The sequence below is a fragment of the Maribacter hydrothermalis genome (assembly GCF_001913155.1).
GTDB lineage: Bacteria > Bacteroidota > Bacteroidia > Flavobacteriales > Flavobacteriaceae > Maribacter > Maribacter hydrothermalis.
In genome coordinates this window covers 2,925,075-2,938,621 of record NZ_CP018760.1, presented here as the reverse complement: position 1 = coordinate 2,938,621, position 13,547 = coordinate 2,925,075, and the positions used below count along the sequence as shown (strand labels likewise).

Below are 13,547 nucleotides of genomic sequence, written 5' to 3'. Positions count from 1 at the left end.
CAGGTTTTTGTTGTGTAAGTGGTGTTTTCTAGGTGTCAATGTTTGCATAAACAGCATTTTTCTCAATAAATTCTCTTCTAGGCGGCACTTCATCACCCATAAGCATGGAGAAAACACGGTCTGTTTCTGTGGCATTATCAATTACAATTTGCCTTAAAGTTCTAAAATCTGGGTTCATTGTAGTGTCCCACAATTGTTCAGCATTCATTTCACCAAGACCTTTGTATCGTTGAATACTAACGCCGCCACTGTAACTATCAGCAATAGCATCACGTTCTTTATCACTCCAAGCGTATTGTTTTTTCTGTCCTTTTTTTACTAAATACAAAGGTGGCGTAGCAATATATACATGCCCACTTTCAATAAGTTCTCGCATATAACGGAAGAAGAATGTTAAAATTAGGGTCTCGATATGGCTACCATCGACATCGGCATCACACATTATAACTACTTTATGATACCTCAATTTGTCTAGATTCAGTGCCTTACTATCCTCTTCGGTGCCAATGGTAACACCCAATGCGGTATACATATTTTTTATTTCCTCGTTTTCAAAAACCTTATGCTGCATTGCTTTCTCAACGTTCAAGATCTTACCTCGTAAAGGAAGTATAGCTTGGAAATTACGATCACGACCCATTTTCGCGGTACCACCTGCCGAATCTCCCTCGACAAGGAATATTTCGCATTTTTCAGGATCTTGTTCAGAACAATCTGATAGTTTACCTGGCAAACCTCCGCCGCTCATTACGTTTTTACGCTGAACCATTTCCCGCGCTTTAGAAGCTGCATGTCTGGCCTGGGCTGCAAGTATTACTTTCTGAACTATAATTTTGGCGTCGTCTGGATGCTCTTCCAAATAATCCGTTAACATTTCTGAAACTGCTTGGCTTACTGCTGCAGAAACCTCACGGTTACCTAGCTTAGTTTTTGTCTGACCCTCAAACTGAGGTTCAGAAACTTTTACCGATACAATTGCCGTTAAACCTTCACGGAAATCATCTCCTTGAATCTCAAACTTCAACTTATCCAACATTCCAGAAGAATCGGCGTATTTTTTTAAAGTAGAGGTTAAACCTCTTCTAAAACCAGATAAATGCGTACCACCTTCATGTGTGTTGATATTGTTAACATAAGAATGTAAATTCTCTGTATAACTTGTATTATAAATCATGGCAACCTCAACAGGAATATCATTTTTCTCCCCTTCCATTGCTATTACACCTTGAATCAAAGATTCACGATTACCATCTAAAAACTTAACAAACTCTTTGAGTCCTTCGTTAGAAAAAAATGTTTCACCAACATATTCTCCTTTTTCATTTTTCTGACGTTTATCAGTAATACTTATGGTTACGCCTTTATTTAAAAAAGAAAGCTCACGCATTCTATTTGCCAAAGTCTCATAACTATATTCAATGGTTTGAGTAAAGATGGTTTCATCTGGGTGAAATGTTACTTCTGTACCTCTCTCGGTAGTTTCGCCAATACGTTTTACAGGATATAAGGCTTTACCTCTAGAATATTCTTGTTGCCAAACAACACCTTCTCTAAAAACAGTAGCCGTTAAATGATCGGAAAGTGCATTTACACAAGAAACACCCACACCGTGCAAACCACCAGAAACTTTATATGAATCCTTATCAAATTTACCACCGGCACCAATTTTGGTCATTACTACCTGCAATGCAGATACGCCTTCTTTTTTATGAAGATCCACAGGAATACCCCTACCGTTATCCTTAGTGGTTATGGAATTATCTTCATTTATGACTACGCTAATGGTGTCACAATGACCACCCATGGCCTCATCGATAGAGTTATCCACCACTTCATATACCAAATGGTGCAAACCACGTACCCCAACATCACCTATATACATAGATGGACGCATACGTACATGCTCCATTCCCTCTAGGGCCTGAATACTATCTGCCGAATAATTTTTCTTATTTGCTTCTTCGCTCATAAAATTATGGTTGTTTTACTTCAAATTTTGCAATCTTACAAATATACGCAATACCCCATGAAATAAGGTCTTTATAGCAATTAGCCATCAGTAAGTTATCAACAATTATTGTGGAAAATTAGAGGTTCTTATTTAAAAGCTGAGAATAGGCATAACTCTTGATGAGCAATTTTTTTTGAATGCGAGGGTTAAAATTTTAGCCTACAAACTTCAATAAATTTAAAAGTAGTTTGTATTTGATTAAAAAATAGCTAGATATGGTAATTTACACGAACCAAATAATTGCGCGTCATTAACATTTTAGTGTCAAAATTAACTGGATAAATAGTAATTTTTGCGCTATCCATCAAACTATTAGAATATTAAGATTTCCTTTACATACGGTTGTTAAATTAGCTATATAATTTTAAAACAATATATCATGAATGAAGAACAATTTAAAGGCAAATGGAATATAGCTAAAGGAAAACTTAAGCAAAAGTACGGTGACTTAACAGATGATGACCTTAAGTACGCCGAAGGAAAATCTGATGAACTTTTAGGAAGAATTCAAGAAAAAACTGGAGAATCCAAAGAAAAGTTAAAGCAAATGATTGACGACATGTAGTCTGATAACAAATTAAAAAAAGTAACCCCGTCTACAGAATAGACGGGGTTTTTACAATAGATATACTGACTAATTCAAACCCTATTGTTTAACATATGCATCTGAATGTACATTCGCTACCGCTCTACCAGAAGGATCGTTCATGTTTTTAAACGCCGCGTCCCATTCTAAGGCAATTTGAGTGCTACAGGCAACAGAAGCTTCTTGTGGTACACATAAAGCTGCCGCATCTGACGGAAAATGCTCTTCGAATATAGAACGATAGTAAAATTCTTCTTTTGATGTCGGGGTTTGAAGTGGGAATCTAAATTTAGCATTCGCCAACTGCTCATCACTTACTTCTTCATTCACTACTATTTTCAACGTATCGATCCAGCTATACCCTACTCCATCAGAAAATTGTTCTTTTTGTCTCCATGCTACACTTTCTGGTAACATATCTTCGAAAGCTTTACGAACAACCCATTTCTCCATACGCTCTCCATTTATCATTTTATCTTGAGGGTTAATACGCATGGCAACATCCATAAATTCCTTATCTAAGAAAGGCACCCTACCCTCAATACCCCAAGATGCCAGTGATTTGTTTGCTCTTAAACAATCGTACATATGTAGTTTGCTTAATTTACGTACTGTTTCTTCATGGAATTCTTTAGCATTTGGCGCTTTATGAAAATATAAATAACCACCAAATAACTCATCTGCACCCTCACCGGAGAGCACCATTTTTATACCCATAGATTTTATTACACGAGCCATTAAATACATAGGGGTAGAAGCACGTATCGTCGTAATGTCATACGTTTCTAGATTGTACACCACATCTTTAATTGCATCTAAACCTTCTTGAATAGTAAATTTTATTTCGTGATGGACTGTTCCTATATGTTTTGCTACTTTTTGGGCGGCTGCTAAATCTGGAGACCCATCCAGACCCACAGAAAATGAATGCAACTGCGGATACCAAGCATCTGCCGTATCATTACTTTCAATACGTTTTTGGGCATATTTCTTTGCAATGGCAGAAGTTACCGAAGAATCTAAACCACCCGATAACAACACACCATAAGGTACATCAGACATTAGTTGTCTATGAACTGCTGCTTCTAAAGCTTCTTTTATTTCTTGTATGCTTGTTTCGTTGTCCTTTACCGCATCATATTCCATCCAATCTCTAGAGTACCATCTTTTCAATTCACCGTCTGAGCTATGTAAATAATGCCCTGGAGGAAATAGCTCTATTTTAGTACAGGTACCTTCTAAAGCTTTTAATTCTGAAGCTACATAGAATGTTCCGTTTTTATCCCAGCCCATATATAAAGGAATAATCCCCATATGGTCACGCGCTACAAAATATTCATCTTTTTCAGCATCATAAATAGTAAAACCAAAAATACCGTTCATCTCATCTAAAAAATCAACCCCTTTTTCTTGATACAACGCTAATATTACTTCACAGTCCGACTCTGTCTTAAACTCATACTTTCCTTCAAATTGCTTACGTAATTCTCTATGATTATATATTTCGCCATTGGCCGCTAATACTAATTTTCCATTAGGACTCAATAATGGTTGTTTACCAGAAGCTGGATCTACAATAGCCAAACGCTCATGCGCTAAGATGGCTTTTTCGTCTGCATAGATACCACTCCAATCTGGGCCTCTATGTCTTATTTTCTTTGACATTTCTAGAAGTTGAGGCCTAAGTACTTCGGTACTTTCCTTAACATCAAATGCACATACAATTCCACACATAATCTAATTAATTATATCAATTCGAACACAAATATTAAAATATTGTTTCAATTAACAAACATATATCTTAATTATACTTACATATTTAAACTAAAAAATTAATTATTGATTCAAATTAAAATAATTTTAGCAGAAATCGTCTCAACAACTTTGAATTATGTAATGAATTAAAAATTAACTTCTTTTTATTAACATGACTGTAAGGAACTTCTTAGTTTTATGACTTAATTAACCAAAACAATTATTATGAAAAGAATTTTTAGAGTTGCTACATTAATGTTAGCCTTAATTTTAACTTCTGCGGTATCGGCACAAGAGTTTTCTGGTATTGACAAAAGCCCAATGGATATGGCTGCCTACCCAACAGATTATAAAGTTTCTGAAAAGGCGGTACGTATTATTTACGGAAGACCGCAATTAAAAGGTCGTTCTATGGACGAACTGGCACCAACTGGTAAAGTATGGAGAACTGGCGCTAACGAAGCTCCTGAAATTACTTTTTACAAAGATGCTAATTTTGGCGGAAAGGATATAAAAGCAGGCACATATGCTTTATTTACTATTCCTGGAGAAGAGGAATGGACTATAATTTTGAACAAAAATCTTAACCAATGGGGTTCTTACTTCTACGATGAAACTTCTGATGTTGCTCGTGTAACCGTACCTAATGGTTCCGATGCTGCATCGCTTGAAGAGTTTTCTATTGCTTTTAAAGATGTTGATGGTGGAGCACATTTAGTAATGGGTTGGGACAAAACAAGAGTTGCGGTTCCAATAACAATGTAATTTAAAATTCGATATATTAAAAAAAGCCCCGGTCATGACCGGGGCTTTTTACTTACAATGTAATTTATTTTAACGAACCACTCCGTTTACAAATGTTTGCTCAGCTCGTATCGTAGGAATCTCTTCTACTGGTACCGTCATCATATCTTTATCATAGATAACAAAATCTGCAAACTTTCCTGGTTCAATACTTCCTTTTTCATCTTCTTCAAAATTTGAATATGCTGCCCAAATGGTCATTCCCTTAAGGGTTTCTTCCCTTGTTAAGGCTTGGTCCATTTGAAATCCTCCTTGAGGATATCCCTTGGTATCTTGTCTAGCTACAGCAGCATAGAATGTTAAAAACGGACTCACATCTTCTACAGGAAAATCTGTACCTAAAGCCACTATACCTGCTTTTTCTAAAAGTGTTTTATACGCATACGCGCCTGTAACACGATCACCTAATCTATCTTCCGCCCAATACATATCGCTCGTTGCATGAGTTGGCTGTACGGAAGGAATAATACCATCTTCAAAATAATCGAAATCAGCCTCGGTTAAAATTTGCGCATGCTCTATTTTCCAACGCCTATCTTCTTGACCATTTAAGACTTTTTTATAAGCACGTAATACCGCAATATTTGCAGAATCGCCAATAGCATGCGTATTCATTTGATATTCCGAAAGCGCTAAGCGATTAGCAAGTTTCTCAATTTCATCAACTGGTGTTACCATTGCACCAAAATGTCCAGGTAAATCACTATAAGGTTCTTTTAAAGCGGCACCTCTAGAACCAAGAGCACCATCTCCATATACCTTTACAGATCTTACATTTAGTCGTTCTGTTTTTACGGGGCCTTTGTAAATAAAATGATCTACATCTTCTTTGTTATTACTTACCATAGCGTAAACTCTAATAGATAATTCCCCTACTTGCTGTAAACTATCAATAAGTTCTATGGTATTCCTATCGATGCCCGCATCGTTAACAGTGGTAAGTCCGTGGTTCAAACATATACGTTCTGCGTCTTTTAAAGCTTTTATTTTATCTTCCAATGTAGGCGATGGCATTATTTTATCTATAAGTGCCATTGGGTTATCGATTAAAACCCCTGTAATACCAGAATAGCCATTTTCCCATTTCTTCACAATTTCCCCACCTTCCACTTTTGTACTCCAATCTATGCCGGCCATGTCTAAAGCTTTCTGATTCACCAAATAAGCATGACCATCAACACGTTCTAATGCCACAGGAATATCTGGAAACAAGGTATCTAATTCTATTTTTGTTGGAAATTCTTTGACTTCCCAGTCATTTTGGTCCCAGCCACGACCTCTTATAAACGTTTTAGGGTTAAGGGTATGAAACTCATTTACACGCTCTAACACTTCTTTAAAGCTTGTAGTTCCTACTAAATTTACTAATTGTTGGTTAAGTCCTAAACCATAGAAGTGACAGTGCGCATCTATTAAGCCAGGCGTTATTGCCCTGCCATCGGCATCTATTAATTGGTCGGAGGTATATATTTCTCTAATTTCATCTGTACTACCAACAGCAATGAACTTACCATTATGTACTGCAAAAGCCTCTGCCTTGGCAAATTCATCATTTACTGTATATATAGTAGCATTTACTATGATTAGGTCAACTTTCTCTTTCATGAGTTCGCAACCAGTTAAAAGAACAAGTAAAATAGGAAGTAGTTTTTTCAAAATGTAAAAAATTAGTTTAGCAATATATACCAAAACAAGACAAGGATAGCCTTGTTTAAATATTTATTGAAAACTAAGTATTTTTTTGGAAAGATTTAAATCTTTAACGTTCAGGATGTTGACGCTCTCCTAAAATTGCACTAGAACCCTTTTCCGAGTAACTTTCTCCCATGATTTTGTCGCCTTCAATCATTAAAACAAAAGACACGCGTTCTAGACCAGCAATATTTATATTGAAATTAACTTTATTATTTTTGACAACTACATCTTGACCATTTAAAATGCCGTTAGAGAATTTAACCGCAATATCATACGTGTTTTCATTTTTAGTTACAAATAACACGCCATGATCATATACCGAATCAACATTAGTCATTGTATAATTCCACACTCCTAAGGCAGGTTCTTTTGAAAGCAAACCTTCTTGAAAAATACTTATTTTAAGGTCTGGATTATTAATTTCAACTAATGAAAATGATACTAATAAATGAGTCAAAAAAATACCTTTTACAAAAATATGAGTAATGTTCATTCGCTACAGTAATTGTCTATAAAACTCAAACGTGTATATCCCTTTAATATTTTATTTACTTGTAGGCTTTTTACTACTTAAATTATTTTGACTTACTATCCAATTATTTATTTTTTCTTCCAGTAATACTAAAGGTAAACTACCCGAATCTAATATTTGACTATGAAATTCCCTGATATTAAAATTATTCCCCAAAGCTTTTTCTGCCTTTGTACGTAGTTCCCTAATTTTCAACTGACCAATTTTATAGGAAAGTGCCTGTCCTGGTGTAGCCATGTATCTTTCTACCTCAGCTATGATACTTTCTTCAGATTCTGCTTCATTTTCTAGCGAATATTGAATAGCTTCTTCCCTAGTCCATCCCTTTGCATGAATACCCGTGTCAACCACTAATCGAATTGCCCTATGCATTTCCATGCTTAACATACCAAAATACTGATATGGATCTGTATAAACACCCAACTCCTTACCTAACGATTCTGCATACAATGCCCAACCTTCAACAAATACTCCCATACTTTCAGGGTGTAAAAACTCTGGTAGGTTGTTATTTTCTTGCTGTAAACTTAATTGAAAATGGTGACCCGGTATGGCTTCATGTAAAAACAAGGCTTCATCATGAACCATATTATATGCTTTTACATCGGGTATAGGCACATAGAAAATTCCAGCTCTTGACCCATCTTTTGACCCTGGCACATATTCCGCACTTGCCGATGCTTCTCTAAAAGCTTCCGTTCTACGGACATTGAAACCAGCTTTTGGGGTCAAGGTAAATAACGAATCTATATGTAACGCAATGCGATTGTTTATAGCATTAAAACTTTCAATTACTTCTTCTGGTTTTGAAAAAGGCATTAGTTCTTCTTTGTTACGAAGTGAATTGAAAAAGGATTTTAAATCTCCCTGAAATCCAATTTCATCCTTTACCGCTTCCATTTCCTTAGAAATACGAGCTACTTCAGACAATCCTAATTCATGAATGGCATCCGCAGTCATGTTTGTGGTCGTATGCAATTTTATTAAATATTGATACGTAGCTTTTCCGTTAGGCAGGTCTAACAATCCATCCGTATCTCTACAAGCAGGCAAGTACTCCTCGGTTAAAAACCGATTTAACTCCACATATTTAGGGGTCAGTTTTTTTTGAATAAAATCTTCATAATTACTTTGTATAATATCCATATCAACATCAGACAATCCGTCGGGAAAATTCAATATGGGCTGATAGAACAGATTCTCTTCTAATGGAATATCAATAAACGACCGTACTTGTGGAAGCATTTTTTGTGTTAATACTTTTGGCAGCACTACGCCTTTGTCCATTCCCACTTTCATTTTTTCAATAGCGGTATCTAAAAACAATAGATAATCTTCTAATCTTTTTAACCAGTTATTATAATCATCTATATTTTTAAAAGGCTGTACACTTGTACCACCAGCTAACTGCGCCACATATAAATGCAATGACTGTATTTGAAAAAGCGGCATAAGTTCAAAACTAGGTAAGTCGTAAATTGGGGAAGCAACTGTTACTATAGGATTCATTACCCCTTCTAATTTTACATTACAATCCCACTCCATAACGCGCATGCTCATATAATCAGTGGCGCTTACAGTCGTAGAATCGTATGTTCCCAACTGTTCTAAAAAATAGGTATAGCGATCTTTTAAATGTAAAATGTAATCATCGGAAATATAGTTGGCAATGGTATCATTATAGGCAGAATAACCTGCTTTTGTAGCCTCTATGGGGTTGATGTTTTTCTTAAACTCGTAAAACTCGGTAAAAACCTCAGCAATTGGTTTGGTATTATTAAGCTGCTCTTTTTTAGTAGTTTCTTTACATGAGCTAATAACAGCAATGCATAACAATAGCCAAAGCGAACGAATCATAGTAGTAGAATTTGTATGGAAAAATACAAAAACTAATGCGGTTGAAAGAAGTCTAATTTACTGAATAATAAAAAAGAATTACTTTTTAGATTTAGAAGTACTTTTCTCTTTAATCTTTACGTAAATCAGCTTTTTTCTTCCTTTAGAATCTTCTCTACGTTCAATTTCGAAATGGGGAATAGAATTAATTAGCGGTGTCAATTTTTGAAATCCGTAGTTCCGTGAATCAAAATTTGGTTGCTTCTTCTGCAACAGACTACCAACATCACCTAAAAACGCCCAGCCATCGTCATCAGCAACATCATCTATTGTTGTAGCAATAAAACGTAATGCTTTAGGGGTAATCTTATCGACCGTATTTTTCTCAGAACTAGTTTTATTAGGCGTATCAGAAGATTCTTCTTCTGATCTACTTTTAAGAATTTCAATATAAATAAACTTATCACATGCTACAATAAACGGATTAGGTGTTTTTCGTTCCCCAATACCAAATACTTGCATACCTGCTTCTCTTAATCTTGTAGCCAAACGTGTAAAATCACTGTCACTACTAACAATACAGAAACCATTGACCTTGCCAGAATATAGAATATCCATAGCATCGATGATCATGGCAGAATCGGTAGCATTTTTACCCTGTGTATATCCGTATTGTTGAATTGGTGTAATGGCATTTTCTAGCAATACATTTTTCCATTTTCCTAAACGCGGATTGGTCCAATCACCATAAATACGTTTTATAGTAGGGTTACCGTACTTAGCAATTTCCTCCATCATTTCTTTTACATAGGCTGACGGAATATTATCGCCATCTATCAATACTGCTAAATTTAAATCCATTTGTAGTGTTTTATGTAAAGATAAATTGATTTCTACTTGAAGAGCAAGATGTTAAGCGATAAAGTTAAAAATCATTTTTTTTCTGCGGATTATTAGCCTTAATGGAACCAATTACCAGAAAAACTAAAAATGCCAATCCTAGATATCCTACCATTTGGTATGACCCAAAAGTAGAAAGGCAAAGACTGAAAATACTTGGTGCAAGCGCACTGGCCAGAATTAAAAAACTCATGATTTTGCCCGTTATACTCCCTAAATGAGCTCTCCCAAAAAATCTTGGCCATGCCACAGCATTTAGAACAGCAAAGAATCCTCCTAAAATACCAAAACCGGCAATTAACATAGGTACGCCAACTGCGGTAGACAAGAATAAAAATCCCAATGAAGCTAAAAACCCGCCTAACAACATTAAAAACAAATATAGCTTTAATGGAAGGTAGTCACTTAGAAAATTGAAGATAGTAGATACCGTAACGGCAACCATAGATCCAGGTAAAAAAATGGCGATGGCATCTTCTTTTACGAAACCTTCATGTGTAAAAATAGATACTACATGAAAGGTAAGTCCTGTAATAAAAAAACTGTTGAAGGCAAGTGTAAGTCCATACATCCAAAAAGCTCTTTCTTTCTTTGCTTCTTCTAGAGTAAACTGCTTTGGCAAAACTTTTTTCTCTTTCTCATCTGAGGATAGTGATTTTGCACCATCAGGCAATAAACCATGTTTTTCAGGAGAAATTTTATAAAAAGTGTAAATAAACACACTGAACACAAGTAGCCCTATTGCCAAAAACTGCCATGTACTTTCCCACCCATATCCTTCAATAAGTGCATTGACCCAAAGTGGTGATGATGAGAATCCGAAAGAAAGGGCAACACTACTAAATGAGTTGACTTTACCCCTATTCTTATCAAACCAAATCATAATAACATTTCTGGACGCCATGGTCAATACCCCTTGCCCTGCAAAAAGCAACATAAAAAACAATACCGTCATTAATCCAAAAGGTATCATCCATGTATCTATTGATAATAGCTCTTTTATATATGAACTCATTATAGCAGACCAAGAACACAAAAACAAAGTCACCCCTAAAGTTATGGCTGCAAAAAACGCTACATAACGCGCTCCATAAACATCGAACCAAACCCCTGCCCTACCTATTACCAAAGAACTTACTATTGTCCCAATCATATAAGCATTGCTAAATTGGTTTCGTGAAAGTCCCAATGCATCTTTTACTGGATCCGTAAATACAGAAACCCCAATCGTCTGACCCGGAATACTACAATAGATGCCAATGGTACCGATAAAGAGAATTACATAGCCATAAAAAATGGGGCTCTTGGCAGGATCAATAAGAGGTTTTTGAAGAAAATTTGCCATAGAAATTGTACTAATACAAAAGTACACTATAGCCTTCAATCATTTTATCATTAACTTGTTAAGCTAAAAACAAATTCAGTACTCATGAAGAATAAAACCCCCTTACCAATGCTGGTACTTTTAATCGCATTAATCACTAATTTTTCAAGCTTTGCACAAGAAAAAGAATACTATGAACTAAAAACATACACTATTAAAAATGAAGCTCAAGAGCATATGGTCGATGATTATTTAAAAAACGCATATTTACCTGCATTAAAAAGGATGGGCATCGAAAATATAGGCGTTTTTAAGGTACGACCAGATAAATTTAAAGTCAGCGACAAAATTTATGTATTGATCCCATTTCAATCATTAGTAGAATTTGATAAGTTGGAAGCAATGTTGGCGGTAGATAAAACCCATCTTTCGGCTGGAGCAGAATATATACATGCCACTCATGACAAAAAGCCATTTGAAAGAATTAGTTCTGTATTGTTACGTGCATTTCCAGATATGCCTAAAATGAAACCAAGTAAAGTAGAAGGTTCTCGTACAGATAGAGTATATGAGCTAAGAAGTTATGAAGGTCCAACGGAAGCCATGTACCGTAGAAAAGTAGATATGTTTAATGAAGGTGGTGAAGTGGAGCTTTTTGATAGCCTTGGATTTAATGCTGTTTTCTATGCCGATGTTATTTCTGGTGATAAAATGCCCAACCTAATGTACATGACAACCTTTACCAATATGGAAAAAAGGAATGCGCTCTGGAAAGATTTTGTTGATTCCGATAAATGGAAAGAAATCTCCGTAATGGATAAATACCTTAATACTGTGAGCCATGCGGATATTCATTTACTGTATCCAACAGCGTATTCTGATTACTAATCTGTTTTTGTTAAAACGAATTCTACACGTCGGTTGAGAAATCTTCCGGCTTCTGTTTTGTTTGTTGCAATAGGTTTTAAACTTCCAAAACCTTGAAACGTTATTCTATTTTTCTGAATACCATTTTTAGTAAGATATGCAACTACCTCATCAGCACGCTTTAAGGATAATTTTTTATTAAAAGAATCTGTTCCAATAGAATCTGTATGTCCAAAAATCTCAATATCAATAGCTGTATTAGTTTTTAAATAAAAAAGTAACGCTTCCATTTCTTGTTGATATTTTCCTCTTATTTTAGATTTATTGGAATTAAAATAGACATCTTTAAAAATGTGCACACTATCCAACTCGTATTCTTTAAGTGAAATATCATTATAATTCAAAGGTTTGGAATTCACATTCGATACCGAAACCATATCTAAATAATAGTAAGAACCTTTGGTGATTTTTCTTTTGGTCTGATATTTCTGTGTGCGTTTATTGTTCTTAAAATTCCCAATAATCATATAGTTTTCGGTTCCAGAAGCTATAAATTCCGTTGTCAGTTTCACCCACTTAATTTCATCGGAATAATATTTAGAATAAGATATTTCTACTGCTTTGGATGTATCTCCTTTTAATCTAGAAAAGTGTAATCCAGACAGCACTTTACTAGTCTCAACATCAACAGGAAATTCGGTAAACCGGATGCCAAATTCCTTCACGGCAAAATCTGACCGCTCAGCCAAACTTACATAGAATGAAATTCTATATTGTTCACCTTTCTTCAATGTAGAACTTAGTTTTGCCTGAATATATTCGCGATAATCGTTAGGGGCGTACATGTAGAATCCCACATACCCCACTCCAAAATTAGCAGGTTGCTTTCCATTAAAATTTTCGGGCGTACCCATTACGGTGCTGCAACCATTAAAATAATCAGTAGATCCTAAAGTGGGCATATTCCAATCTAGTACATCCTTTTCTAGATTACCCAATTTCACAGGACAATTATGATACTTTTCAAAACTAGGGTTAAGCACCAAGTTCTGCCCAAAACTAGAACTAAACATGCCCAATAATGTCATAATTATAATTCCGAAATGTGAAGTTCTAATAAACATTTGCTTTGTACAGATTCCCTAAAGTACAGAAATCTTATAGAATTATGTAATTGGGTAAAAGTCAAAAATCCGTTCTCTTATCGGAGAACGGATTTTTAAATATATATAATCAG

General features: G+C 35.3%; 11 protein-coding genes. 3 read left to right on the top strand and 8 right to left on the bottom strand.

Features of this window, described 5'->3' with window-relative positions; genetic code table 11:
• Positions 1 to 28: 28 nt before the first annotated feature.
• A complete protein-coding gene (gyrB, locus tag BTR34_RS12520; RefSeq protein WP_068485934.1) occupies positions 29 to 1,969 on the bottom strand; it encodes a DNA topoisomerase (ATP-hydrolyzing) subunit B in 1,941 nt (646 codons plus the stop codon).
• Between the two features lie 421 nt (positions 1,970 to 2,390).
• On the opposite strand from gyrB, the gene BTR34_RS12515 reads away from it, so the two are divergent.
• Complete coding sequence (locus tag BTR34_RS12515) at positions 2,391 to 2,576, top strand: CsbD family protein (RefSeq protein ID WP_068485932.1); 186 nt, start codon at positions 2,391 to 2,393, stop codon at positions 2,574 to 2,576.
• Positions 2,577 to 2,657: 81 nt separating this feature from the next.
• Here the strand turns inward: BTR34_RS12515 and asnB are convergent, their stop codons facing one another.
• Positions 2,658 to 4,331 carry an asparagine synthase B gene (gene asnB, locus BTR34_RS12510; RefSeq protein ID WP_068485930.1) on the bottom strand — a complete coding sequence of 558 codons (1,674 nt, stop codon included), beginning with the start codon at positions 4,329 to 4,331 and terminating at the stop codon, positions 2,658 to 2,660.
• 246 nt (positions 4,332 to 4,577) lie between these two features.
• Between asnB and BTR34_RS12505 the strand changes: the two genes are divergently transcribed.
• Complete coding sequence (locus BTR34_RS12505) at positions 4,578 to 5,117, top strand: DUF2911 domain-containing protein (RefSeq protein ID WP_068485928.1); 540 nt, start codon at positions 4,578 to 4,580, stop codon at positions 5,115 to 5,117.
• Positions 5,118 to 5,186: 69 nt separating this feature from the next.
• On the opposite strand, the gene BTR34_RS12500 is transcribed toward BTR34_RS12505, so the two are convergent.
• From BTR34_RS12500 to BTR34_RS12480, 5 genes are all read right to left on the bottom strand, one after another.
• Positions 5,187 to 6,812 (bottom strand): amidohydrolase, encoded by a 1,626-nt coding sequence (locus BTR34_RS12500; protein ID WP_068486526.1) that lies wholly within the window; start codon positions 6,810 to 6,812, stop codon positions 5,187 to 5,189.
• Between the two features lie 103 nt (positions 6,813 to 6,915).
• Complete coding sequence (locus tag BTR34_RS12495; RefSeq protein WP_157483915.1) at positions 6,916 to 7,308, bottom strand: hypothetical protein; 393 nt, start codon at positions 7,306 to 7,308, stop codon at positions 6,916 to 6,918.
• A gap of 87 nt (positions 7,309 to 7,395) precedes the next feature.
• Complete coding sequence (locus tag BTR34_RS12490; protein ID WP_068485924.1) at positions 7,396 to 9,240, bottom strand: DUF885 domain-containing protein; 1,845 nt, start codon at positions 9,238 to 9,240, stop codon at positions 7,396 to 7,398.
• Between the two features lie 78 nt (positions 9,241 to 9,318).
• Entirely contained in the window at positions 9,319 to 10,080 is a 762-nt protein-coding gene (locus BTR34_RS12485) for an NYN domain-containing protein (protein ID WP_068485922.1), read from the bottom strand.
• Positions 10,081 to 10,144: 64 nt separating this feature from the next.
• The gene (locus tag BTR34_RS12480; RefSeq protein WP_068485920.1) at positions 10,145 to 11,464 is read right to left on the bottom strand and encodes an MFS transporter; all 1,320 of its coding nucleotides are present in this window, start codon (positions 11,462 to 11,464) and stop codon (positions 10,145 to 10,147) included.
• A gap of 84 nt (positions 11,465 to 11,548) precedes the next feature.
• Between BTR34_RS12480 and BTR34_RS12475 the strand changes: the two genes are divergently transcribed.
• Positions 11,549 to 12,331, top strand: a complete 783-nt coding sequence (locus BTR34_RS12475) for an NIPSNAP family protein (RefSeq protein WP_068485917.1) — start codon at positions 11,549 to 11,551, stop codon at positions 12,329 to 12,331.
• Here BTR34_RS12475 and BTR34_RS12470 read toward each other — a convergent pair.
• Complete coding sequence (locus tag BTR34_RS12470; protein WP_197496192.1) at positions 12,328 to 13,434, bottom strand: OmpA family protein; 1,107 nt, start codon at positions 13,432 to 13,434, stop codon at positions 12,328 to 12,330. The two genes, BTR34_RS12475 and BTR34_RS12470, sit on opposite strands and share 4 nt — an antisense overlap.
• Positions 13,435 to 13,547 lie beyond the last annotated feature (113 nt).

Excerpts from the sequence above, each read along its gene's own strand:
- BTR34_RS12470 (WP_197496192.1), bottom strand. The coding sequence starts at position 13,434 with ATGTTTATTAGAACTTCACATTTCGGAATTATAATTATGACATTATTG.
- BTR34_RS12490 (WP_068485924.1), bottom strand. The coding sequence starts at position 9,240 with ATGATTCGTTCGCTTTGGCTATTGTTATGCATTGCTGTTATTAGCTCA.
- BTR34_RS12505 (WP_068485928.1), top strand. The coding sequence starts at position 4,578 with ATGAAAAGAATTTTTAGAGTTGCTACATTAATGTTAGCCTTAATTTTA.
- BTR34_RS12475 (WP_068485917.1), top strand. The coding sequence starts at position 11,549 with ATGAAGAATAAAACCCCCTTACCAATGCTGGTACTTTTAATCGCATTA.
- asnB (WP_068485930.1), bottom strand. The coding sequence starts at position 4,331 with ATGTGTGGAATTGTATGTGCATTTGATGTTAAGGAAAGTACCGAAGTA.
- BTR34_RS12485 (WP_068485922.1), bottom strand. The coding sequence starts at position 10,080 with ATGGATTTAAATTTAGCAGTATTGATAGATGGCGATAATATTCCGTCA.
- BTR34_RS12515 (WP_068485932.1), top strand. The coding sequence starts at position 2,391 with ATGAATGAAGAACAATTTAAAGGCAAATGGAATATAGCTAAAGGAAAA.
- gyrB (WP_068485934.1), bottom strand. The coding sequence starts at position 1,969 with ATGAGCGAAGAAGCAAATAAGAAAAATTATTCGGCAGATAGTATTCAG.
- BTR34_RS12480 (WP_068485920.1), bottom strand. The coding sequence starts at position 11,464 with ATGGCAAATTTTCTTCAAAAACCTCTTATTGATCCTGCCAAGAGCCCC.